Genomic DNA, 24,456 nt, shown 5'->3' on the forward strand with positions numbered 1-24,456 from the left:
ATAAATTAGCATTTTTTTCTGTAAAACAAATAAAAAGACCGATCTTAATCGACCGGTCTTTGCGTTTTATTCCGTTAGTTCAAACTCTTCTGTAGGAGCAGGAGCTTCAATTTCCCCTTTGCCCTCTAATTGATAATAGTTACGAATTTCAGTAACAATGGCAGAAGCAATTTCTGGATTTTCTTTTAAAAATTGTTTAGAGTTTTCACGGCCTTGCCCTAAACGCTCACCTTCATATGAGTACCAAGCACCACTTTTTTGAACGATATCAATATCTGATCCGATATCCAGAATTTCACCTTGATAGGAAATTCCTTCTCCATACATGATATCAACTTCAGCTGTTCTAAATGGTGGAGCTACTTTGTTTTTAACAACTTTAATCTTTGTTTTGTTACCAACAACGTCTTGACCTTGTTTAAGCTGTTCAGCACGTCGAACTTCCAAACGAACAGATGAGTAGAACTTTAATGCTCTTCCCCCTGGTGTAGTTTCTGGGTTTCCGAACATAACTCCGACTTTTTCACGAATCTGGTTAATAAAGATCGCAATTGTTTTCGATTTATTAATCGCTCCAGAAAGCTTACGCAATGCTTGAGACATAAGTCGAGCCTGCAAACCAACGTGAGAGTCACCCATCTCACCTTCAATTTCAGCTTTTGGAACAAGCGCCGCAACAGAGTCAATGACTAAAATATCAACAGCTCCGCTTCGAACCAATGCTTCTGCAATTTCTAAAGCTTGTTCTCCTGTATCGGGCTGAGATAACAATAACTCATCAATATTTACACCGAGCTTTTGTGCATAATCAGGATCTAATGCATGTTCAGCATCAATAAATGCTGCTTGTCCGCCATTTCGCTGTACTTCAGCAATCGCATGAAGCGCAACAGTTGTTTTACCTGAAGATTCTGGTCCATAAACCTCAATAATTCTTCCTCTCGGATAACCGCCGATACCTAATGCAATGTCTAAGGTGATAGAACCGCTGGAAACTGTAGAAATTCGCTGTTCTGTTTGTTCTCCAAGTTTCATAATGGAACCTTTACCAAATTGCTTTTCAATTTGACGAAGCGCCATATCTAAAGCCGCTTTTCTGTCGCTCATTACATTCACTCCTCTAAATTGTTCACACATTTATTTTTAAGTCATTATTTCTTTGTTTGTTTACTACTTTTCTATCATATCTCTTTTTAGCGCATTTGCCAATCATTTTACGAACATTTATTCGATAAATTCATTGACCTTTTTTGACCATTTGATTCATATAGAAAAATCCGTATTTTACCGTTCTCTCCCGAATAGCTTTTCTTGAGCCTGCAAGCTGTAAAGAGAAAGATATTGTTTCTCCGGCATTAGAAATCGCTATAAATACAGTTCCTGCATTTTTCTCTTCTTGTTTCTCAGGACCTGCTACTCCTGTAAAACTTATTCCATAGTCTGCATTTGTCATGTTTCTAATTTTTTCAGCCATCCATTCAGCGCATTCCTTACTCACAGCACCATGCTGCTTCAAAAGTTTCTCAGGCACACCAAGAAGGGTTTGTTTTAATTCATTCGAATAAACAACTGCGCCTCCCTTAAAAATAGCAGATGCACCAGGGATATCCGTAATAACTTTGCTAAAAAGTCCGCCTGTTAAACTCTCGGCTGACGCAATAGTGGCATTTTTCTTAAGCAATGAATCTATCACACAACCCTCTAATGTATCAAGATCATACCCATAAAAATAGGAGGATGTTTTGCTTAATATTTTTTCCTCCGTCTCGTCCAGCAGTTTTTCTGCTTCAAGTTGAACAGAATGAACAGCCGTTAATCGAATTGTTACTTCATGCTCTGAAGCTAATGGTGCGATGGTTGGGTTACTTTGTTTTTCGATTAAATCTTGAAGCTCTGTTTCCAATGCAGATTCCCCGATTCCAAAAAACTTTAATACACGGGAATAAAGTTTTGTTTTCGTTTCGGATTGAGACTCCAAAAATGGAATCACGAATTTTTGAAACATCGGTTTCATTTCGCTCGGAGGGCCAGGCAACAAGATACAAGTCATTCCTTCATCAGAAAATGCCATCCCAGGGGCCATTCCATTTTCATTTGGGAATACTACAGAATCTTTAATAATCAACGCTTGCTTCTCATTATTAGGCGTCATCTTTCGATTAGTCTGTACAAAATAATTTTTTATGTACTGCAGTGATCGTTCGTCATGCACAAGCTCTTTTTGAAAAACATCAGCAATCGTTTCTTTCGTCAAGTCATCTTTAGTAGGTCCAAGTCCTCCCGTGAAAATCAAAAGGTTTGATCGTGTTTTGGCAATTTGAATGACAGATGCAAGCCTCTTGGCATTATCTCCTGCTACAGAATGGTAAAATACATTCACACCGATATCTGCTAGGTTTTTCGAGATAAATTGAGCATTCGAATTAACAATTTGCCCTAAAAGCAATTCACTTCCTACAGCTATGATCTCTGCGTTCATATTTGCCACTCTCCTTAAATTGTACCGCCATTATATTATAGTTCAAATTGCAAGAATAGAAATAATGATTTGTTTCCTTCTTGTTTTGGTTGATTTATTCTAAGACGAATAAAAAAACAGGAGTTAATAAGCTCCTGTTTTTCTCATTTACTTCCATTTACTTAGATTTTAATAAAATATGCTTGCTGTTTACGAAATACTCCCAGCCGGAGTACAGCGTGATTAAAGTAGCGAGCCATAAACTGATTGTTGCAAAGGGTAACCCGATCCATGCAAAAGGCAGATTATGAAGCAGCAATGCAGATATCGCGATAATCTGAATCCACATTTTTAGTTTTCCCATTTGACCAGCTGCAATTACATCACCTTCAGCAGCAGCAACGGCGCGAATACCTGTTACAGCAAATTCACGGCTTAAAATAACAATCACCATCCATGCGGGCGCACTACCAAGTTCGACCAAACCGATAAGAGCGGCTGAAACAAGAAGTTTATCTGCTAAAGGATCCAAAAATTTCCCCAAATTCGTTACTAGGTTATATTTTCTCGCGTAATATCCATCTACCCAATCTGTACTGGATGCAAAAATAAAAATAAGGGCAGCGATAAAATGAGTGACTGGCAATTCTTCACCAGCAAGAGACCAGGTGCCCCAATTAAACCCGCCTAATAAAATAATCATAAAGATGGGTATAAGCAAAATACGTGAAATGGTAATTTTGTTAGGTAAATTCAATACGTTTTCCTCCAAATTGCGGTAAAAATCTTTCATGCATAATTATTGCATTTTTTTGATAACGATCTTCTGGTGAACCCGTTGAGCCGGCGATACTGGGTACGCAAAATCTTCACCGTTTATTTTAATAGCTGTGACATGAGCAGCACCAATGTTAAATGTCACTTCTTTTGCAGAAGATAAATCTACTGTCTGTTTTTCGCCTTTACTTAATTGTTTCTCAAGCAGACTCTTTCCATTTTCATCTTTGATGCCGATATAACTTGGTCCTGACGCTGAAAGATCTATGATCAATTTGTCGGTATCCTTTAATTCATATGTTGTTACTATGCCGCTTGTCTGCAGTTTTGTCAAAGTCTGCTTTGGAGTTTCTACTTTCTCTTCAGGCTCATCGTTCTTCTTCTCTTCTTCGTTCGCTTTTTCTTCTTTCTTCGGCTTATCTTTATCCGCCTCTAAGTCAACCGACTTCACATTGCTATCTGCGCTTTTGGCTTCATCTTTTCCATCTGGAAGCCATTTCAAAACAAGGAATAAGAGAGCAATGATAACTAGAGCGATAATTGCAAAAGGAACGATACGCTTAACTATAGTATTTCCGTCTGATAGCGGCGGGTTTTGCCTTTTAGAGCGGGGTTCGAATTCTGTTGATGGTTCTTTCGCTGCTTGTGGTATCTCATGTTTATATTGGTCAAAAATGGTTTCATAATGCAGCCCGACAGCTTCACAATAATTCTTTATAAATGCTCTCGCATAGAAAGCCCCAGGAAGTACATCATAATTCCCATCTTCAATGGCAGCTAAATAACGTTTTTGAATCTTTGTTGCTGTTTGAAGTTCTTCTAATGACAATCCTTTTTCTTCACGTTTTTCTTTTAATAAATTTCCGAGTTCTGTCAACCTTCCCACCCACTTACGTCATTCTAAATTTCCGAATCCTGTTGAATCTTGTTTTAGAGCTTCATATGTAATTTCTTCGTCACGATGACTTCTAAGCTCAATAATATAATCAAAATCATCTAACGTATATTCCGTCTGCTGCACAAAGAGATCTGGATGTTCAACAACCTTGGCAGCAGGCAATCGCATTATTTCACGAATTAACTGCCAATGTTTTTCACTCATATTTCGTGCAGACACCGCCCCATCAATAATAAATACATGATCAGAATCATATTCATCATCTGCAAGCATACTTCTGACGGTTTGCCTTAATAAAGTTGAAGAAATGAAGACCCATCTCTTATTTGCACAAACACTCGAAGCTACGATACTCTCAGTTTTCCCGACGCGAGGCATACCCCTGACTCCGATTAATTTATGTCCTTCTACTTTATATAATTCGGCAAGAAAATCAACCAATATACCAAGCTCATCACGAATAAAACGAAATGTTTTTTTGTCATCAGCATCTCGTTCAATATACCTTCCATGTCTAACTGCTAAACGATCTCGAAGTTTCGGCTTGCGGAATTTTGTGACCGTAATATTATCCATCGAATCCAATATTGACTTTAATCTTGTTATCTTTTCATCGTTATCAATAATTAACAGCATGCCTCGCCGTTCGTTATCTACCCCGTTAATCGTAACAATGTTAATACCGAGCATGCCTAGCAAGGATGATATATCCCCAAGGAGGCCCGGGCGGTTTTTATGTATTTCATACTCTAAATACCATTCCTGCTCTCCCATTGCTCATCTCCTTATTCTTCAAAATAAAACAAATTTCATCAAATATTCTTGTTTCTAATAATAAATGATTTCAATTTATTATGAAAGCAAAATAAAAGGATGTTAAGAAAAAAATCTTAACATCCTCTTTTGCGCTTAGTGGCTTGAGTCGTTTTGTACTAACTTTACCATCATGTTAGCAATGGCGTGTTTTTCGTTATCATCTGCCACTTTCCAAAGATCAGCAAGTATTTTTTCTTCATCGTTTTTAGGTTCAACGTGATTTGCTAAATACCCACCGATTTCAGTTGCTAAATTAGAAATAGCATCATGATTCATGCCATCATGCTCTGCGTGCTGCAGGCGATCGGACAAGAAACTTTTCCATTGGCCAAAGTTGTCTAATACAGACATGCTGTCTCCTCCTTCAAGGTTGATACAGCATTAATATCCCATAATTCATTGTTTTTTATACATTCATTTTCAAGTAAACCACGACCCGTTTATTGAAAGAATATGACCCGAAATATAAGCTGATTTCTCACTGATCAAATACTCAGCCGCATATGCTACTTCTTCTGGCTGCCCGAAACGGCCAGCTGGTATATCATAGACAAGATCATGCTTTTCATCATCAGAAAATTGATCCAGCATCGGTGTTTCAATGACTCCTGGTGCGATACTGTTAACATTTATATTGCTCGGTGCCAGCTCTTTAGCCAGTGCTTTTACGAACGTATCCAAACCTCCTTTTGCAGAAGAATAGACAGTTTCACAAGCAGCACCAACCTCTCCCCATACCGAGGAGATCATGATGATTTTCCCGTATTTTTGATTTATCATACTCCTCGCAAGCGATTTAGTGATCTCGATTGCACTGAGTAGATGAAGCTGCATCGTTTCCCGTATTGATTCATTTGTAAAATCAGTAAATAATCCATAGTGGGTACTTCCACAGTTATAAATAAATACATCAACATTTTCGGTAATCTGATTCACTAATTTCTCAGGACCATCTGTTTTAGAAAGGTCTGCCTGTAAGATAGAACTTTTCACATCAAATGACTCATGTAATTCTTTTTGCAGCATTTTCGCTTTTTTTTCGTTCTTATTGAAATGAATGTACAAAAAATATCCTTTTTTTGCAAGCATCCGGCAAATTGCAGTTCCGATTGAACCGGTTGCCCCGGTGACAAGTGCTGTCTTCAATTGAATATCCCTTCTTTAACAGAAAAAAACACCCCTTTAGTGGATGCTTTTTTCTTTTTATTATGACTTCTTTTTTTGCACTTGGCAAACACTCATAGCTTCTTTATTAAAATGGCTTTGAAGAACTTCCTCGACATCGGAAACCCGTAAACCCTCAAATTCGGGAATTACATCAAAAAGGTCCATTTCATTAAAGGCATATCTTGTAAATTGATTCGCAATAAATTCAGGTGAATTCAAAGACCGCAAGAAAGCTCCGATTTTCTTTTTGCGAGCACGATCGAACGATTCCTCACATAGAGTCTGCATTTTAAAGCTTTCAATCATTTCAGAGACGCGCTTTACAAACTCGTCAGGTGATTTTGTATCTCCGCCAAGCATGCTGAAGCCAAAACCATTCTCTTCTGTGTAATCAAAAGAAAAGGTTTGATCGATGAGACCTTCCTCATACAACGCTTCATAATTTGGAGAACTTTTTCCAAACATGATCTCCAAAGCAAGGTTCACACAAAGCTCATGGCGCATTAAGTCTTTTCCTTTTCGGTTTGGAGATGCTTCTTTGTATCCCATATAACATTTTGGTGTTTGAACGGTCATTTCAATCACTTTCTCTTTTTTTGCAACACTTGAAGGTTCTTCATCAAAGAACCTTTCAATGGGTGCTTTTTCCTTGAATGTTTTCTTCGCTTGATTTTCTTTTACGAAATCCAAAATTTCTTTCGCATTAACAGGACCTACTATAAATAAAATCATATTGCTTGGATGATAGAACGTTTCATAGCATTCATACAGATCATCTTTTGTGATATCTGCAATTGATTTTTCTGTTCCCGCAATATCGATTTTTACAGGATGATTATGATACATGTTTTCAATCAGACCGAAATATACTCTCCAATCAGGATTGTCATCATACATTCTGATTTCCTGCCCAATGATCCCTTTTTCTTTTTCAACTGTTTTTTCAGTAAAATAGGGTTCTTGAACAAAGTCGATTAAAGTTGTTAAATTTGTTTTCACATCACTCGTTGTTGAAAATAAATAAGCTGTTCGATTAAAAGTAGTAAAGGCATTTGCTGATGCACCTTGTTTACTAAAATCCTGAAAAACATCGCCTTGCTCTTTTTCAAAAAGTTTATGCTCTAAAAAATGCGCGATTCCATCAGGCACTTTAACATTTTCTTGTTTACCTAGAGGTTTGAAATGGTTATCAACTGATCCATAATGCGTGGTAAAGGTGGCAAAAGTTTTATTGAATCCCTTTTTTTCTAATACATAGACTTTTAATCCATTCTCACATTCTTCATAATGTAATGTTTCGTCTAATTGATCAAATGTTTTCGTTCCCATTCGTGCTTGCTCCTTTCAAGAAAAAGATCGTATCGAGCGCTACTTTTTTCGAAACTTCAACAACATCTTCTTTTGTCACATTCTTAATACCGTCTATCCACTCTTCAATTGTTCTATTTGTACCTGCAACGACATTATGATACAACACTTCTGAAAGCCCAATCGTAGAATCAATTGTCTCTAAAATCTGGTTAGTAATCATCGCTTTAGTTTGTTCGAATTCACCATCAGTTATATTGCCATTCTTTATTTCATCCAGTTGTTCTTTAATGATCTTAACAGCTTTCTCATAATTAGCTGTCTCAATTCCACTCATGACAAATATAGCTCCTTTATGACTTTCGAATCGTGATGCTGCATAATATGCCAAACTCGCTTTTTCTCTTACATTTATAAATAGTTTGGAATGAGAGAATCCGCCAAAAACACCGTTAAATACTTGCAGGGCAAAATAATCCTTATCACTGTAAGTTGTATAAGTCCGATAACCCATATGCAGTTTTCCTTGCTGTACATCTTGTTCTTCAAAGATCTCTTTTATTTTAGAAATTTTCTTTTCATCTGTAACTTTCTTTTCTGAAGACTGATCTTCATTCCGCTTTTGAGGAAACCGGAAATGCTTTTTCACTTTTTCAGCCATTTCATCTGAGGATATATCACCGATCACATATAAATCTATCTTATCTCTCAAAATAACGTGCTGATAATATTCATAAAGATCTTTGGATGTAATGCCATCTACTTCCTCTTCATTTCCATATACATTTAATCGATAAGATTCTGATTCGAACATTTCTTCAAGCAGACGTTTGTTGGCATAACGCATTTTATCATCATAGATGGATTCTATCTGCTGTTTAAGATTTCGTTTTTCTTTTTTAATAATACTTTCTTTAAACACACCGTTTTCTTGGGCAGGAGCTAATAGGACTTGTGATAAAAGATGAAAAGCTTTGTCTAATACAGGTTCAGAATTATTTAAGAACTTTTCGTTGGCTACTTCCATCCGGATACTGATCACCTGATTTTCGCCTTTTTTGGACAAATCAGTATTTAAAGTAGCTCCATAAAGATCATCTAATGCACTTCTTAATTCTTTACTGGATGGAAAATCCTTTGTGCCGCTCTGAAGTACTGATGGTAGCAAAGCTCTTTTTGTAACTGTGCTCTCATCTATGGTTTGTTTGATTTGAAGAACAAATGAAGTGGTTTTGTACTTTTTTGTTTCAATTGTATGTAAGGTTATTCCATCAAGATCTGTTTTTTTATGATTTACAATCGCCATCGGATACGTTACCCCTTTCAATTATAGCCTACATCCTAGTTTACCCAATTTCGATATGGAGCATGACAATCCTTCTTAAATCAAAAAATTCATTTGATAAAAGACTGCTTTCGCAATCATTGTTGTTTTTGAGTGCAGATGATCTCCGTTCCAGGTTGCTCACTTTCCGCGGGGCAGCCGGTGAGCCACATTCGTACGTTTCACGTATAAGTGTCTCACCTGCCCGCCTTTCCCGTAGGAGTCTCACACCTTCCACTCCAACCAACTGTCAAAGAAGAAGGCAATTATAAAAAATTAACAAGCTACACTTTTTTAGAAAACAGCCTATAGAATAGAGCGTATATAAACAAAAAGAGTCCGTCATATTGACGAACTCTAAAACGAATAGTTTATCTTTTACCTTTTTCATACGGAGTACCCAATGCTTTTGGCGCATCTGCTCGTCCAACAAGTCCTGCTAGTGCTAGGATTGTAAGAACGTAAGGAGCAATTAGCAAAAATACTTTTGGAATGTCCTCTAAAAATGGAATGTGAGATCCTGAAATACTGATTGCTTGTGCTAAACCAAAGAACAATGCTGCTCCAAGTGCTCCAAGCGGATGCCATTTCCCGAATATCATTGCAGCGAGTGCCATGAAACCTTGACCAGTGATTGTAGAATGTGTAAAGTTCCCTGAGATAGAAGCAACATATACTGCCCCTCCTAAACCAGCAAAAGCACCACTGAGTAATACTCCGATATATCTCATTTTAGGAACTTTGATTCCCATTGTATCGGCTGCCATAGGATGCTCACCAACTGAACGGAGACGAAGACCAAATGGCGTTTTATATAGTACATACCAAACGATAACTGCAAACAAAACTGCTACGTAAGATGTTGCATAAGCGTTTGAGAAGAATAATTTTCCGATAAAAGGAATATCAGATAAAAACGGAATATCACTTTTGGAAATTCTTTCAGAAATGACTGGTGTCTGACCTGCATGAAAGATCTTTTTAGTTAAGAAAATTGCTAGTCCAGCAGCTAAAAAGTTTAATGCAACTCCGCTGACTACTTGGTCAGCTTTTAATGTAATACTGGCAATCGCATGTATTGACGCAAGCAATGCACCTACAATCATAGCTACCAGGAAACTTACCCAAGGTGACGCAGAACCTAGTCCTAGCTGTTCACCATAATAGATCGTTACTGCACCCGTGAAAGCACCGAATAACATCAAACCCTCAAGTCCTATGTTAACTACTCCGGATCTTTCGCTGAAAACACCGCCCAATGCCGTAAAGATTAGAGGAGCTGCTGAAACAATTGCAGCTGGTACGATTAATGCTAGAATATCCATAAAACTCATTAGATTTTACCTCCTTTGTTAACACGATTCATCAGCCAATGAACAATATAACTACATGCAACAAAGAAGATGATTAATGCAATAACTACTCCGACTAACTCTGTAGGAACACCTGCGATTGACTGCATATTCAGTGCCCCTATTTTCAACCCTCCGAAAAGAGCTGCCCCTAAAACCACACCGATTGCACTATTAGCACCTAGAAGTGCAACAGCGATACCATCAAAACCAACACCAGTGAATGCTGCATTAATCGTCATGTATTGGTATGTACCGAGTCCTTCCATACTTCCGGCAATTCCAGCGAAAATTCCTGAAATAGCCATTGACAATACTATGTTTTTTGAAACGTTGATTCCAGCGTATTGTGAAGCATGCTGATTAAATCCAACAGCTCTTAATTCAAAGCCTAATGTCGTTCTCCACAAAATAAACCACATGATAACTGCAGCGATTAAAGCAACAAATATTCCGTAATGCAAAGTGGAATAATCTGTAATATCCTGTAAAAATGGCGATGAAAGTGACGCCGTTTCTTTGACGCTTTTTGTACGTTCACCAGGAGCAAGCATAAATTGTCTAATGATCTCATTTGTACTATATAATGCAATATAGTTCATCATGATTGTCGTAATAACTTCATGAACCTTGAATTTCGCCTTAAGTATCCCTGGAATCGCTCCCCAAAGAGCTCCAGCTACCCCTGCAGCTAATATTGCAAGAGGAATATGAATAAATGCTGGTGCATCCACAAAAACTCCTACATAGACTGATGCAAGCCATCCTACTAAAAGCTGACCTTCAACGCCGATGTTGAATAAGCCTGTTCGAAAAGCAAATGCAACTGCCAGCCCTGCAAGAATGAGTGGAGACATCTGTCTGATCGTTTCTCCGATAAAGTAAGGTCCGCCGACTATTCCTTGAAATAACGCAACATACGCTTCTATCGGATGATAATCACTCACCAGCATGATGATTCCGCCGATCAGCAATCCCAGGAAAACGGAAACGAGAGGAACGAGGAATTTTATTTTGTTATTGTTATTCTGCATCTGTAGTACCCCTCTTTCCGCCAGCCATCAATAAGCCGAGTTCTTGTTCAGTTGTTTGCTTTGGATCCACTTCAGCAACGATTTTACCTTCATACATTACCGCGATTTTATCACTGACGTTCATTATTTCATCTAACTCGAAAGAAACGAGTAAAACCGCTTTCCCTTTATCTCGTTGTTCAATTAGTTTGGAATGAATAAACTCAATAGCTCCGACGTCAAGACCGCGTGTAGGCTGAGCCGCAATTAAGAAATCAGGATCACGGTCTACTTCTCTTGCAATAATAGCTTTTTGCTGATTACCGCCAGAAAGTGCCCTTGCAGGCGTATGAGCATCAGGAGTACGAACGTCATACTGAGTAATTAATTGATTTGCTTTTTCAAAAATGGGAGAGAATTTCAAAATCCCATTCTTTGAATATGGTTTTTCATAATACGTTTGAAGAACCATATTTTCACCTACTGAAAAATCGAGAACGAGTCCATGTTTGTGTCTGTCTTGCGGTATATGTGCAAGTCCGGTTCTAGTCACTTTTCTTGGTGTCTTATTCGTAATGTCTGAATCTCTTAAATGAATAGATCCTTCGCTTATCTTTCTAAGTCCAGTAATTGCTTCAAGAAGTTCGGATTGTCCGTTGCCATCAACACCAGCTATACCAACAATCTCACCTGCTCTGATATTTAAATTCAGTCCATTGACGGCAGGTACCTTTCGGCTGTCTAAAACGACTAAGTCTTTAATCGTAAGTACGGATTCTTTTGGATCAGCAAACCCTTTAGCAACAGTAAAATTCACTTCACGACCAACCATCATCGCTGCAAGTGAATCCGGATTAGAATCTTTAACATCTACTGTTCCGATTCCTTTACCTCTTCTAATAACTGTACAGCGGTCACATACTTCCATAATTTCCTTCAGCTTATGTGTAATCAGTATTATTGATTTACCTTCACTCACGAGTTTTTTCATTATTTGAATCAACTCTAAAATCTCTTGAGGAGTCAGTACTGCTGTCGGTTCATCGAAAATAAGAATATCCGCTCCTCTATAAAGCGTTTTCAAAATTTCTACACGCTGCTGCATCCCTACAGAAATGTCTTCAACCTTTGCATACGGATTTACTCTAAGCCCGTACTGGTCTGAAAGGGCTTGAACTTCTTTAGCAGCTGACTTTAGATCAACTTTCCCGCCTTTTGTAGGCTCTTTCCCTAAAATGATATTCTCAGTAACTGTAAACTTATCTACGAGCATAAAGTGCTGATGTACCATCCCAATCCCAAGCGAGTTGGCTATGTTCGGATCATTGTTCACTACTTTATTGCCTTTTACATAGATCTCACCTTCTTCAGGTTCATAAAGACCGAAAAGAACATTCATCAATGTTGATTTACCTGCACCATTCTCACCAAGAAGTGCGTGTATTTCACCTTTTTTAACTTGAAGGGTAATATCATCATTAGCTACAATACCTGGAAATTCTTTGCGAATATTACGCATTTCAATAACATATTCCATCTTAAAGTTTCTCCCCCCTATTTTTTGCATAAGGAAGGACTTGGCTTATGCCAAGTCCTGGCCAGTTATATAAATAAATTCATAAGGTTTACTTTAAGTTTGCTTGGAACTCTTTGAATTCATCATCTGTTTTTGGAACTTTTACTTCACCGTCAATAATTTTCTTTTTGTATTCATCTACTTTAGCTAATGCATCTTTAGAAACATTTTCTGTTGTAGGAGCAATACCTACACCATCTTGTTTAAGACCGAATTCTACTACTTTACCACCTGGGAACTTGCCTTTTGCTGTTTGTTCAGATACTTCAAATACAGCTTTATCAACACGTTTTACCATTGAAGTAAGCGTTACATTCTCTGGCATACCTTCTTCGTGCTGGTCACGGTCAACACCGATTACCCAAACTTTTTGTCCATTTTTTGCACGGTTTTTCGCTTCAGTGAACACACCCATACCTGTTCCGCCTGCAGCGTGATAGATGATATCAGCACCTTGCTCATAGAATGTGTTGGCGATTTGCTGGCCTTTTTCTGCTTTGTTGAAGTCTTCTGCATATTGAACCATGATTTCTGCATTAGGATTTGCAGTTTTCACACCAGCTTTAAAACCGTTTTCAAATTTCTTGATAAGTTCACTGTTAACTCCTCCAACAAAACCTACTTTATTAGACTTTGTTTGAAGACCAGCTACTAAACCTACCAAGAAAGATCCTTCATGCTCACTGAACGTGATGTTTGCTACGTTATCGCCTTTAACAACCATATCAACGATTGCAAGCTTAGCATCAGGCTGTTGTTTTGCAACAGTTTCAACATCAGATCCCATTAAGAAACCAATACCGAAAACTAGATCATATTTTTGGCGTACTAATGAATTCAAGTTTGGCTTATAATCACTTTGTTGTGTTGATTGTAAGTATTTAAACTCTTTTCCTTCTGTTAATCCATTATCTTTTCCGTATTTTGTTAAACCTTCCCATGCAGACTGGTTGAATGACTTATCATCAACACCGCCTGTATCTGTTACCATAGCTACTTTAAAGTCTTTTTTGTCCCCAGAAGATTTTCCTTCATCGGAACTTCCACATCCGGACAAGATTGTACCGGCAGTTAACAATGCAGTTACCATTAATCCTAATTTCTTTTTCAACTATTTCTCCCCCTAGTAATGTTTTCATTATTGTGACTTAACCATTGCTGCAGTTGTTTACCGATCACCCCCTAAAAAGACTTACAGTTAAAATCTCTTTCTTAGAACGGAAAAGAGAAATTTATCTGACCTAAAATAATTACATGAATATAAAACAGGTTCATCAAATTGGTCATAGTGCATTTGTTTTAGCACAAGAAGCGGAACTCCTTCTGCACTTTCCAATATTTCTGAGATGTGCTCATGGTACCCAATAGGCTCAATATTTGTAACCGCATACATTACACGTTTGCCTGTTTCTTTTTCAAGCATTTCTAGGAAAGACTCATATTCATGCATCCCTTTCGCCGGAAACAAATGTGCAGGCATTAGGTCCTTACAAAAAACAACTGGTTCTTCATCTGCTGTTCTTACACGTTCCATCATCATTAAACCATCAGGCAGATGATTATTGAATTTGTTGAACAAATCCTCATTCGCTTCTTCTTTTTGTGAAGAAAGAAAAATCGTCCCAGCTTTTTTGCCGCCTCTTTCAATCATATCGGTTACACTGTAAAGTTCTTCAATACCAGAAGAAAAAAGTGCACGCGTTCTTACAAAAGTTCCAACTCCGTGTTTTCGAATGAGTACGTTTTCATCTTCCAAAATACGCAATGCTTCTCTTAAAGTCGCACGGCTGATTCCTAGTTGTTTTGAAAGCTCAAATTCTGAAGGAAGCTTCTGTCCTTCTTTATAAAATCCTTCTTCAATATCTTTTTTTATTTTTTCTATAACTTTTATATACAACAAGCGATGATCCGCTTTTATTGACATCTAAATACCACACCTTAGCTTATAATCACGTTTAAAAGACAAATTATTTGAATAATCGACATTAATATACCATTTTTACTCTTATAAATAAATACTATTTTTGCAAATTTTTAAGAGTAAATTACTTTATTTTCCTTTTTATGTTCGTAGTTAAAGAAAACGGGGCTGACTCAAAGCTTTAATCGTCAGCCTTAGTTGCACTTTTACTATAGACTTTGACTTTATGCTGGTTCGCACATCACCATGTTAACAAGTTATACTTTATAATCGTGTAAAAAAAAACGGGCTTTTACGCCCGTTTTATCATGAACTCGATGCTTCTTTTTCTTCTGGAACTGACGATATCAATACTTCTCGAGGTTTACTTCCTTCATACGGTCCGACGATCCCTTTTGACTCCATTGAATCAATCAATCTAGCTGCCCTAGAGTAGCCGATTCTAAATCTTCTTTGAAGCATAGATACTGAAGCTGTTTGCATATCAACCACGAGTTTAACAGCATCTGAAAATAGTTCATCTTCAGACTCCATGACAGGTTGTTCTGCTTCTTCGGTAGGAATCATTTCTTTTTGATATTGCGCTTTTTGCTGACTTACACAATGCTCAACAATGGTTTCAACTTCTTCATCAGAAAGAAAAGCACCTTGAACTCTGACAGGTTTCGGAGCACCAGATGGGAAGAATAACATGTCTCCTCGTCCTAATAATTTTTCGGCACCTCCCATATCCAAAATCGTTCTGGAATCCGTTTGAGAGGATACACTAAATGCAATCCTTGAAGGAATGTTGGCTTTAATTACGCCTGTTATAACATCTACAGAAGGACGCTGAGTTGCAATTATTAAATGAATTCCTGCCGCCCGTGCCATCTGTGCCAAACGCGTAATAGCATCTTCAACGTCTCCTGAGGCAACCATCATTAAATCTGCAAGTTCATCAACGATGACCACGATATATGGCAAAAATGGCTGCTTAGCATCACTTCTTCCATTTTGCTTTCTAATGGATTCGTTATATCCCTCTATATTTCTTGTACCGCTGTGAGAGAATAGTTCATATCTTCTCTCCATTTCTGATACTACTCTTTTTAGCGCCTGGGCTGCTTTTTTAGGCTCTGTTACAACGGGTGCTAGTAAATGCGGAATCCCATTGTACATATTTAACTCTACCATCTTAGGGTCAATCATCATCATTTTCACTTCATGCGGTTTTGCTCGCATTAGGATACTTGTAATTATTCCATTTACACATACACTCTTACCGCTGCCTGTTGCCCCAGCGACAAGCAAATGCGGCATTTTAGAAAGATCTGCAATGATAGGTTCACCTGAAATATCTCTTCCTAACCCAATTGCGAGAGGCGATTGATTACCTGAGAATTGAGGTGCTTCTAAAACTTCCCGCAACGTTACCATTGATATTTCCTGATTAGGCACTTCAATACCTACTGCTGATTTCCCTGGGATAGGAGCTTCTATTCGAATATCTTTCGCAGCCAATGCAAGTGCAAGATCATCTGTTAAATTAACGATTTTGCTTACTTTAACTCCAACATCCGGGTACACTTCGTACTTTGTAACAGCAGGTCCTAAATGAACTTTCAGCACCTTCGCTTTCACTCCGAAACTTTCAAAGGTTTTCTCAAGTTTTTTAGCATTGCTTTTACTCGCTGCATATTGTTTATCTTTGTGCTGACCGTTGCTTTTTGGAATCCGAAGGTGATTCATGGTCGGAAGTTTATAATGTTCATTCTGAATTACTCCATCTCCAAAATTTGCTGGCAGTGGTGATGGTGGTGCTTCTTGTTCTTCACCTTGATCCTTTGATTTCTTTTCAGCTTGTACAGCATCATGAAAACCTTGAGATGCAAACTTCAACTGAATTCCACTTTCCGTTTGCTGAAGCCTTTTCGTAAAATCTTCAATGACAGGATCTTCTGAAATTAAAATTTCTTCGGTATCATCATCTTCTGGTAATGATGCTTCGTTTGACTTTTCTTTGACCTTTTTAATCCGTTCTTCTTTAACAGCTTTTTTCTTTTCTTTATAACCCTCTTTCAGCTTTTCAGATAACCCGTTTGTACCTTCAACAAACCTCTCTAAAAAGACAGACAATGACTTTCCAGTAATCAATAATAAGCTTCCAATGATCAAGAAAAAAATAACGAGTTTTGTACCGGCAGAACCAAATAAAAAGTAAAAAAGTGCAAAGCCAATTGATCCGATCATCCCGCCGCCTAAATCATTCGTGGATGTCGATCCTTGAAGCTGCAGCCAATAAAGATCCCAGGTGTTCCTTATAACAGATGCATCTTTCCAAGCACCGCCATTTGTCAGATGCTCAAACAGTGTTAAATGACTTAATACCAAGAATGAGAAAAATAGGATGTATACTCCAGCAAGCCTTTTAGAAATTAAACGAGGCCAGCTTCTTTTCCAAATTAAATAAAAGGATAATACAATACATGCCAATAATAAAACGCCGTACCATTCACCGCTAAAAAAACGCAGCAGATGAACAAACGCCATTCCTACGTTCCCCATTTTAGCAAGCCCTAAAGAAGCTAATGCTAAAAGCGAAAGCCCTGCAATTTCAAAGGTGATCTGTTCTTTCCATCTACCTTTATTTTTTGCTTTTTTCTTTTTGTTTTTTGCCACTAATTTCACCTCACACTCATGTTGAATTTACGATTATGTATTTAAATAAGGAAGAAAAGCAGCCTTGCATATAGAAGGCTGCTGCTTAAAATAATTATAGCATATTTCTAAGATGACTCTTACAAGTTTCGCAGCGTCATTCCTGGCTGACAATCCTCACGCAAATAGTGAAAAGGATCTGTGCTCATAACCTGAATGATCTTTGTTTCATCACCCGTTCTTTCAACAAGTACCGGAATGGTATTATAGAGTATTACATTCTGCGCATTCATGTCTTTTCCTTCTTCAGGAAACATCAAATGATAAGGCTGCATCGTATACCAAGTCATTGTTTCAGACCTTTATTTTCATTATTATTTTGTTCTTCGATAAGCTCATTTAATTTCTTTAACGCTTGCCCTACGCCACCAACCTCATTTATTAGACCATCTTTTACGGCATCTGTTCCAATAACGTTAGTTCCAATGTCTCTCGTTAAATTTCCTTTTGAAAACATTAGCTCTTTAAAACGTTCTTCACTAATTTCTGAATGGCTTGTAACGAATGAAATAACTCGTTCCTGCATTTTATCCAGGTACTCAAATGTTTGTGGAACACCGATTACGAGACCTGTTAAACGTACTGGGTGAATCGTCATAGTCGCTGTAGGAACAATAAATGAATAATGTGCGCTAACAGCAATCGGAACTCCAATTGAATGACCGCCTCCAAGAACGAGTGACACACTCGGTTTCGATAATGATGCAATCATCTCAGAAATTGCCAACCCTGCTTCAACATCTCCTCCTACCGTATTTAGAATTACTAGAAGTCCTTCAATTTTAGGATTTTGCTCAATTGCAACCAATTGAGGGATAAGATGTTCATATTTAGTAGCTTTATTGTTTGGCGGGAGCTGCATATGACCTTCAATTTGTCCGACGATTGTCAAACAGTGTATGCTAGACCCTTCCAATTGCGGTACATTTGTTTGTCCTAAAGACTGTATTTTCTGTATTAGCCCGGAGCTGTTTTCGTCTTGTTTTTTTGGCGGTGCTTCCGGGTGTGATGGTGTTTCAGTTTCAGGTGTCTGATCCATAATAATTACCCCTTTATTTTTCAGCGTTGTACTTAGTATGGGCGTAATTTCCAATCATATGAGAAAAAAATAAAACCTGCTGTAGGCAGCAGGTTAAATTTCCATGATTATAGGCATGATCATTGGTCTACGTTTCGTCTTTTCAAATAGATACTGACTTAATGTATCCCGGACATTAGATTTTAAGGAAGACCATTCTTTCATATTTTCACTCATACACTTTTCCAGAACATCCCGAACTTTTTGATTTGCTTCTTGAAGAAGCGCTTCACTTTCACGAACATATACGAATCCGCGCGAAATAATTTCAGGCCCTGAAATCAGCTGTTGTGAATCCTTGCTTATTGTTACGACTACTACTAGAATACCATCCTGTGACAGAAGCTTTCTGTCACGAAGAACGATGTTTCCGATGTCTCCAACACCCAATCCATCAACAAGAACGTTTCCAGAAGGAACTTTCCCTGTTTTTTGTGCTTGTCCGCTTGAGAATTCAACTACTTCACCTTTATCAATAACAAAAATATTGTCTTTTTCTACACCTACTTCAATAGCAAGTTTTTGATGAGCTTTCTGCATCTTATACTCGCCATGAACAGGAATAAAATACTTTGGTTTCATTAAGCTAAGCATAAATTTTAACTCTTCTGCACTTCCGTGTCCTGAAACATGTACTTTTTTCTGGCCGAAAACAACATCAGCCCCAGTGCGCATTAATAAATCAACCATTTTTGCAACAGATGTTTCATTGCCAGGTATCGGGGTAGCGGCAATAACAACTGTATCTGTTGGTCGCAAGGAAATTTGTTTGTGTGATTTTTGAGCCATTCTTGACAATGCAGCCATCGATTCACCTTGACTTCCTGTAGTAAGTATTACTACACGGTCATCACTGTAATCATTTGCTGCATCTATTGTTATGAGAAGGTCTTTTTCAATGTTTAAATAACCAAGTTGAGTCGCAATATCAACGACCTTAACCATGCTTCGGCCATTGACAGCCACTTTCCGGTTCGTTTTTGCTGCAGCATTCATAACTTGTTGAACACGATGAACGTTCGAAGCAAAAGATGCAATAATAATACGCCCTTTTGCAGCTTCAAAAACATCTAAGATTTCCTGTCCAACTTGAGCTTCAGGACCTGTAGATCCAGGGCGCTCAGCGTTTGTGCTGTCTGATAACAAACAAAGCACACCTTGATCAGCCAGTGCGGAAATTTTCCCAAATTCCGTATGCTGTCCATCGATTGGAGAATGATCAATTTTAAAATCACCCGTATTTGCAATAATCCCTTGTGACGTGTGTATTGCAATACCCACTGCATCTGGAATGCTATGATTCACATGAAAAAAGCTTACTTGAGCACTGTTAAATGAAAGCTTCATGTTTGTTTCAATTAAATTTAACTGTGTTGATCGCAATAGACCCGCTTCTTTTAATTTTGCTTCGACTAGTCCTAATGTAAGGCGTGTTCCATATACAGGTACAGGAACTTGACGCAGCACATAAGGAAGTCCGCCAATATGGTCTTCATGGGCATGTGTTAAAAAGATTCCGGTAACACGCTCTAGGTTCTCCTTTAAGTATGTTACGTCAGGTATAACGATGTCGATACCTAACATTTCCTCCTGTGGGAACATTAGACCAGCGTCCATTACAAAAATCTCTTCACCTGTATCCACTACATACATGTTTTTGCCAATCTCACCGACTCCGCCCAAGGCAAAAACTTTAATTTTCTCTCTATTTTGTTTTGACAATGTGTATATTCCTCCTATGTTGTATGTAAAAAATATTCCCGATCACGTCACTTAAACTCATTATAACTTATCAAATGAGCACAAAACAAGAATAGAGAAGTAAAAATGAAAATTTTCAGCAAAACATGCCTTTTATAGGTGCTGGTTATCAACCTTGTTTAAAATAAGAGTCTCGCACCTTGCACTCCAATCAACTTGTCAATGATGACTGTTTTCTAAAAGCTGCAAACTTGTAGAAAAAAGCAAAAAAAACCGCATCCACTTCACATGGACGCGGTTTTTACTATTTTTTTACTATTAGCCTACTTCAGATTCAGCGTAATTTTGTCCTTTTAGGTCGTTATATTTCCCTTCCCATTTGGACATCACAACAGCAGCAAGAGAGTTTCCTACTACGTTAACAGCTGTTCTGGCCATATCAAGGATACGGTCAACACCAGCGATAAACGCCAGTCCTTCAAGTGGTATCCCTACTGATCCTAGAGTTGCAAGGAGAACTACGAATGAAACGCCTGGAACTCCTGCTATACCTTTAGAGGTTACCATAAGAACTAATAATAATGATAATTGCTCGTAAATCGAAAGATCGATTCCATAAAGCTGAGCAATGAATAATGCAGCAATGGCTTGATAGAGGGTTGATCCATCAAGGTTGAAAGAATATCCTGTTGGAATAACAAATGATGTGATTGCTTTAGGACACCCGAACTTCTCCATTTTTTCCATAAGTCTTGGCAATACTGTTTCTGAGCTTGCCGTAGAATATGCCAAAATCAACTCATCTTTTAAAATTTTGATCAATGTAAAAATGTTTACTTTGACAAACATTGCTACCGATCCCAACACAGCAATAACGAAGAAAATCATTGCTCCATATACGACGATCACTAATTTACTTAACGGAATAAGTGACTCAACACCGAATTTTGAAACGGTCACTCCAATTAAAGCAAAAACGCCAATAGGAGCTAATTTCATAATTTGGTTTGTTACATAGAACATAGCATCTGCCGTACCTTGGAAGAAAGCTAGTACAGGCTTACCGCGTTCACCGATCGCGGCTACACCTAATCCAAATAATACAGAGAAAAAGATTATTGGCAGCATATCACCGTTGGTTAATGAATGAAATAAATTTTCAGGAACAATATTTAAAAAAGTATCTGCAAATCCGTGACTTTCAACTGACTTCGTTGTTTCCATGTAGCTGGAGATGTCACCTTTCGATAACGCTTTCATATTAACTCCAGTACCCGGATGAAATACATTTGCGATTAATAGTCCAATCCCAATCGCCAATGTCGTAATTATTTCAAAGTAAAGAATTGTCTTTCCGCCTAAACGGCCAAGTTGCTTAATATCCCCTACACCAGCAACACCGACAATCAAACTTGAAATTACAATAGGGATTACAATCATTTTAATAAGACGTATAAATATATCCCCGACTGGCTGAAGATATGTTTGTACAGATTCATTTCCATAAAATAATGCTCCAACAGCTATCCCTAATATTAATCCAATAAGGATTTGCCAGGCTAAACTTATTTTGATTTTTTTCATCCTATCACCTCTCTATGTTGTAAAAAACTTCGGAGTTCGTTGCCACGAGTCGTATTTTAAACAAGATTTATCAAGCTTGTCAAATTGAAAATTCAGAAAAATTAAATTGTTAATACACATTAAATTAGTATTGACACCTTTATTTCTACGGACTAAATTAAGTACATCATATAAATAATATGCCTTAAATCGCTGAATTCTATCTTAAAACGAGGGGACCATTTTGCATCCTCAAATCGATACTTGGATTGAATCAAAATGCTTATTTTAAGGGCATAACTGCAGTCCCTAATCCGTAAGCTAACACCGTAAGCGTTATTCAGGATGTCATTTTTCGTCTGGAAAAAGACTCGCATGTGTTGAGGTCTTTTTTTGCTGTTAATTTTCTCATTTTCCACCAAAATACTAATGTGCAAAATGCTTCTTGTAACACAATTTTAATTAAAGGTCTAAAACATTTATTTGAGAATGTGTTATTATTTGGTGTTTCTTATCCTTACAAAATTTCCTCAAGTCTATTTTCGTTAAAACAATTATCGAATTTTTTGATACGATAGAAAACAAAGCAAGAGAATCAAAAATAGAAAAGGAGCCCTTCACGGGGCTCCTTTTCTTATTTATACATTTGTTAACGTTGATAATGTTGCTGCCAGTGAACTGCGTTCTGCTTGATTTAACGGCAATAATGGAAGTCTGACACTTCCGACATCAAGGCCTTTTAGTTGAAGAGCAGTCTTTATTGGTGCCGGGCTAGGAGCTTTAAACATCTCAATCATGACCGGCAGCAATTTACGGTGAATACCTGCTGCCTCTTTGTTCTCGCCTCTATTAAAAGCCTGAATCATAGCTTGCATTTCATTCCCTATAACGTGCGATGCTACAGAAACTATTCCAGCGCTGCCAACTGCGAGTGACGGGAGTGTTAATCCATCATCTCCACTGTATACGAAGAAGTCATCTGATGTTTTTTCAATAATCTCACTCATTACATCCAAATTTCCACCAGCATCTTTCAAGGCTGTCACATTCGGAATTTCCGAAAGGCGTACAGCAGTATCAACACCAATTGAAACAACCGTTCTTCCTGGAACATTATAAGCCATAATCGGAATTCTAACGGCATCAGCAATTGCTTTATAATGAGCAACAATTCCTTCCTGGCTAGGCTTATTATAATATGGAGCTACTATTAAAAGTGCATCCACACCAATTTCTTCAGCTTTTTTGGATAAATCAATTGATGCTTTTGTATTATTGCTTCCCGTACCTGCAATAACAGGAACTCTACCTGCAACTACCTTTACTACGTGCTTAAATAATGCAATCTTTTCCTCAGTTGTCAATGTAGGTGATTCGCCTGTTGTTCCTGAAACGACAAGACTGTCGCTGCCATTATCGATGAGATGATTAATTAATTTAGTGGTTTTTGCAAAATCTACATTCCCTTTACTGTCAAAGGGGGTTACCATTGCAGTGCTAATACTTCCGAAACTCATTAGGGTTCACTCCTCTACTACTCAATAAACTGTTGTTGTACAATTTCTTGCAAATTAGCCGTAATTCCTTCTTCATTCAGCCGAAAAGTTGTATGAAGAGCGTTAACTGATTCAATTAAATCATCCTTCTTAACGAGAACCCAGATTGTAGTATGGGAGTCTGCAGATTGAAGAATTTGTATGTTTCTGCTTGAAAGTGATTCAACGATAGCTGCAGTTACACCAGGTGTTCCCGCAATTCCTGCACCTACAGCAGAAACTTTCGCACAATTTCTTGTAACTTCAGGCTCATAGCCAAGTGCTTTTAATTTAGCCAAAGCAAGATCTGTCTTATCTTCCATAATCGTATAGACCACGCCTTTAGGACTTATGTTAATAAAATCGACTGATATCTGTTCTTGAGCCATCGCTTTAAATACTTTTGTCTGAAGATCATACTGGCCATCATTCGCATATACTTTTATTTGTGTGATATTTGAAACGTGAGCAATCCCGGTGATTAAGGATTCTTGCACATCTTTTCCGGCAGGACCTTTTATCGCTGATGTAACAAGTGTGCCAGGCAAATCAGAATAAGTTGAACGGATACGCAGCGGTATCTTTGCTTGCATCGCGATCTCCACAGCTCTAGGGTGTATAACTTTAGCACCTTGATAGGCCATATTACAGATTTCAGCATATGTTACGACAGTAAGTGGTCTAGCATTTTTTACAAGTCTAGGGTCTGCAGTCATGACGCCTTCAACGTCTGTAAAAATATCGATAAAATCTGCTTCTAGAGCTGCTCCGAGCGCAGAGGCAGAAGTGTCGCTGCCACCTCTGCCTAATGTTGCTATATCACCATTTTTAGATTGACCTTGAAAACCGGCAACTACAATAACGTCATTGCTCTGAAGCTCTGATTTAATCCGTTCACACTTCATATCGATAATTCGGGCATTTGTAAAATCATCGTTTGTTCGAAAACCAGCTTGTGGCCCAGTTAATGCAGCAGCTGATAATCCTGATGCATTAAGCAGTCCAGAGAAAACAACAGAAGAGATGATTTCTCCGCAAGACAAAAGAAGGTCCTGTTCCCGGTTCGATATTTTATTATTTCCATCTAGTAATTCTAAAAGTGTATCTGTTGCATATGGATCTCCGTTTCTGCCCATCGCAGAAACAACACAAACTACTTTATAACCTTCATCAACCGCTTTTTGAATATGCCGGACTGCTTGCGTACGTCCGTCATTTTCTTTTAAAGAGGTTCCCCCGAACTTTTGAACAATTATCTTCATGGATGCA

Annotated in this window: 21 protein-coding genes and 1 riboswitch; all 21 genes read right to left on the bottom strand. The window is 37.9% G+C overall.

The genetic code is table 11. The annotated features are described in order from the left end of the window. Nucleotides 1–66: 66 nt before the first annotated feature. The gene (recA, locus tag RGB74_RS10370) at nucleotides 67–1,107 is read right to left on the bottom strand and encodes a recombinase RecA (RefSeq protein WP_310759242.1); all 1,041 of its coding nucleotides are present in this window, start codon (nucleotides 1,105–1,107) and stop codon (nucleotides 67–69) included. Nucleotides 1,108–1,237: 130 nt separating this feature from the next. Continuing rightward, complete coding sequence (locus tag RGB74_RS10375; protein ID WP_310759243.1) at nucleotides 1,238–2,479, bottom strand: competence/damage-inducible protein A; 1,242 nt, start codon at nucleotides 2,477–2,479, stop codon at nucleotides 1,238–1,240. A 157-nt stretch (nucleotides 2,480–2,636) separates the two neighbouring features. Continuing rightward, nucleotides 2,637–3,215: a CDP-diacylglycerol--glycerol-3-phosphate 3-phosphatidyltransferase gene (gene pgsA / locus RGB74_RS10380; RefSeq protein WP_310759244.1), complete on the bottom strand. Its 579-nt coding sequence runs from the start codon at nucleotides 3,213–3,215 to the stop codon at nucleotides 2,637–2,639. 42 nt (nucleotides 3,216–3,257) lie between these two features. Continuing rightward, nucleotides 3,258–4,112 (bottom strand): helix-turn-helix domain-containing protein, encoded by an 855-nt coding sequence (locus tag RGB74_RS10385; protein WP_310759245.1) that lies wholly within the window; start codon nucleotides 4,110–4,112, stop codon nucleotides 3,258–3,260. Nucleotides 4,113–4,130: 18 nt separating this feature from the next. After that, entirely contained in the window at nucleotides 4,131–4,907 is a 777-nt protein-coding gene (locus RGB74_RS10390; protein ID WP_310759246.1) for a DUF3388 domain-containing protein, read from the bottom strand. 135 nt (nucleotides 4,908–5,042) lie between these two features. Beyond that, entirely contained in the window at nucleotides 5,043–5,300 is a 258-nt protein-coding gene (locus RGB74_RS10395) for a DUF3243 domain-containing protein (RefSeq protein ID WP_310759247.1), read from the bottom strand. Between the two features lie 69 nt (nucleotides 5,301–5,369). Continuing rightward, the gene (gene ymfI / locus RGB74_RS10400; protein ID WP_310759248.1) at nucleotides 5,370–6,095 is read right to left on the bottom strand and encodes an elongation factor P 5-aminopentanone reductase; all 726 of its coding nucleotides are present in this window, start codon (nucleotides 6,093–6,095) and stop codon (nucleotides 5,370–5,372) included. Nucleotides 6,096–6,155: 60 nt separating this feature from the next. Further along, entirely contained in the window at nucleotides 6,156–7,445 is a 1,290-nt protein-coding gene (gene yfmH, locus RGB74_RS10405; protein ID WP_310759249.1) for an EF-P 5-aminopentanol modification-associated protein YfmH, read from the bottom strand. After that, on the bottom strand, nucleotides 7,426–8,724 hold the full coding sequence (yfmF, locus tag RGB74_RS10410) for an EF-P 5-aminopentanol modification-associated protein YfmF (protein ID WP_310762840.1): 1,299 nt from the start codon (nucleotides 8,722–8,724) through the stop codon (nucleotides 7,426–7,428). Before yfmF ends, yfmH begins: the two co-directional genes overlap by 20 nt. 395 nt (nucleotides 8,725–9,119) lie before the next feature. After that, nucleotides 9,120–10,082 (bottom strand): ABC transporter permease, encoded by a 963-nt coding sequence (locus RGB74_RS10415; protein WP_310759250.1) that lies wholly within the window; start codon nucleotides 10,080–10,082, stop codon nucleotides 9,120–9,122. Further along, a complete protein-coding gene (locus RGB74_RS10420) occupies nucleotides 10,082–11,134 on the bottom strand; it encodes an ABC transporter permease (RefSeq protein WP_310759251.1) in 1,053 nt (350 codons plus the stop codon). The genes RGB74_RS10415 and RGB74_RS10420 overlap by 1 nt, the downstream gene beginning before the upstream one ends. Further along, nucleotides 11,124–12,650, bottom strand: coding sequence for an ABC transporter ATP-binding protein (locus RGB74_RS10425; RefSeq protein WP_310759252.1), 1,527 nt, complete (start codon nucleotides 12,648–12,650; stop codon nucleotides 11,124–11,126). The genes RGB74_RS10420 and RGB74_RS10425 overlap by 11 nt, the downstream gene beginning before the upstream one ends. A gap of 88 nt (nucleotides 12,651–12,738) precedes the next feature. Then, nucleotides 12,739–13,800: a BMP family lipoprotein gene (locus tag RGB74_RS10430; protein WP_310759253.1), complete on the bottom strand. Its 1,062-nt coding sequence runs from the start codon at nucleotides 13,798–13,800 to the stop codon at nucleotides 12,739–12,741. 87 nt (nucleotides 13,801–13,887) lie between these two features. Continuing rightward, a complete protein-coding gene (locus RGB74_RS10435; protein ID WP_310759254.1) occupies nucleotides 13,888–14,613 on the bottom strand; it encodes a GntR family transcriptional regulator in 726 nt (241 codons plus the stop codon). Nucleotides 14,614–14,916: 303 nt separating this feature from the next. Continuing rightward, nucleotides 14,917–17,271, bottom strand: coding sequence for an FtsK/SpoIIIE family DNA translocase (locus RGB74_RS10440; protein WP_310759255.1), 2,355 nt, complete (start codon nucleotides 17,269–17,271; stop codon nucleotides 14,917–14,919). Between the two features lie 119 nt (nucleotides 17,272–17,390). Continuing rightward, nucleotides 17,391–17,600 carry a YlzJ-like family protein gene (locus RGB74_RS10445; RefSeq protein WP_310759256.1) on the bottom strand — a complete coding sequence of 70 codons (210 nt, stop codon included), beginning with the start codon at nucleotides 17,598–17,600 and terminating at the stop codon, nucleotides 17,391–17,393. Continuing rightward, nucleotides 17,597–18,349: a ClpP family protease gene (locus tag RGB74_RS10450; protein ID WP_310759257.1), complete on the bottom strand. Its 753-nt coding sequence runs from the start codon at nucleotides 18,347–18,349 to the stop codon at nucleotides 17,597–17,599. Before RGB74_RS10450 ends, RGB74_RS10445 begins: the two co-directional genes overlap by 4 nt. Nucleotides 18,350–18,442: 93 nt before the next feature. Continuing rightward, nucleotides 18,443–20,110 (bottom strand): ribonuclease J, encoded by a 1,668-nt coding sequence (locus RGB74_RS10455; protein ID WP_310759258.1) that lies wholly within the window; start codon nucleotides 20,108–20,110, stop codon nucleotides 18,443–18,445. A gap of 297 nt (nucleotides 20,111–20,407) precedes the next feature. Next, nucleotides 20,408–21,673: a glutamate/aspartate:proton symporter GltP gene (gene gltP, locus RGB74_RS10460; protein WP_310759259.1), complete on the bottom strand. Its 1,266-nt coding sequence runs from the start codon at nucleotides 21,671–21,673 to the stop codon at nucleotides 20,408–20,410. A gap of 180 nt (nucleotides 21,674–21,853) precedes the next feature. Continuing rightward, nucleotides 21,854–22,003, top strand: a riboswitch (cyclic di-AMP (ydaO/yuaA leader). A 287-nt stretch (nucleotides 22,004–22,290) separates the two neighbouring features. Next, nucleotides 22,291–23,169, bottom strand: a complete 879-nt coding sequence (dapA, locus tag RGB74_RS10465; protein WP_310759260.1) for a 4-hydroxy-tetrahydrodipicolinate synthase — start codon at nucleotides 23,167–23,169, stop codon at nucleotides 22,291–22,293. Between the two features lie 17 nt (nucleotides 23,170–23,186). After that, complete coding sequence (dapG, locus tag RGB74_RS10470) at nucleotides 23,187–24,449, bottom strand: aspartate kinase (RefSeq protein WP_310759261.1); 1,263 nt, start codon at nucleotides 24,447–24,449, stop codon at nucleotides 23,187–23,189. Nucleotides 24,450–24,456 lie beyond the last annotated feature (7 nt).

The organism is Bacillus sp. NEB1478, from assembly GCF_031582965.1.
GTDB lineage: Bacteria > Bacillota > Bacilli > Bacillales > Fictibacillaceae > Fictibacillus.

What these genes read in the sequence shown, in the direction of transcription:
- dapG (WP_310759261.1), bottom strand. Translation starts at nt 24,449, where the DNA reads ATGAAGATAATTGTTCAAAAGTTCGGGGGAACCTCTTTAAAAGAAAAT.
- RGB74_RS10425 (WP_310759252.1), bottom strand. Translation starts at nt 12,650, where the DNA reads ATGGAATATGTTATTGAAATGCGTAATATTCGCAAAGAATTTCCAGGT.
- yfmH (WP_310759249.1), bottom strand. Translation starts at nt 7,445, where the DNA reads ATGGGAACGAAAACATTTGATCAATTAGACGAAACATTACATTATGAA.
- RGB74_RS10435 (WP_310759254.1), bottom strand. Translation starts at nt 14,613, where the DNA reads ATGTCAATAAAAGCGGATCATCGCTTGTTGTATATAAAAGTTATAGAA.
- RGB74_RS10415 (WP_310759250.1), bottom strand. Translation starts at nt 10,082, where the DNA reads ATGAGTTTTATGGATATTCTAGCATTAATCGTACCAGCTGCAATTGTT.
- RGB74_RS10450 (WP_310759257.1), bottom strand. Translation starts at nt 18,349, where the DNA reads ATGGATCAGACACCTGAAACTGAAACACCATCACACCCGGAAGCACCG.
- RGB74_RS10420 (WP_310759251.1), bottom strand. Translation starts at nt 11,134, where the DNA reads ATGCAGAATAACAATAACAAAATAAAATTCCTCGTTCCTCTCGTTTCC.
- dapA (WP_310759260.1), bottom strand. Translation starts at nt 23,169, where the DNA reads ATGAGTTTCGGAAGTATTAGCACTGCAATGGTAACCCCCTTTGACAGT.
- RGB74_RS10445 (WP_310759256.1), bottom strand. Translation starts at nt 17,600, where the DNA reads ATGACTTGGTATACGATGCAGCCTTATCATTTGATGTTTCCTGAAGAA.
- recA (WP_310759242.1), bottom strand. Translation starts at nt 1,107, where the DNA reads ATGAGCGACAGAAAAGCGGCTTTAGATATGGCGCTTCGTCAAATTGAA.
- RGB74_RS10390 (WP_310759246.1), bottom strand. Translation starts at nt 4,907, where the DNA reads ATGGGAGAGCAGGAATGGTATTTAGAGTATGAAATACATAAAAACCGC.
- RGB74_RS10375 (WP_310759243.1), bottom strand. Translation starts at nt 2,479, where the DNA reads ATGAACGCAGAGATCATAGCTGTAGGAAGTGAATTGCTTTTAGGGCAA.
- gltP (WP_310759259.1), bottom strand. Translation starts at nt 21,673, where the DNA reads ATGAAAAAAATCAAAATAAGTTTAGCCTGGCAAATCCTTATTGGATTA.
- RGB74_RS10395 (WP_310759247.1), bottom strand. Translation starts at nt 5,300, where the DNA reads ATGTCTGTATTAGACAACTTTGGCCAATGGAAAAGTTTCTTGTCCGAT.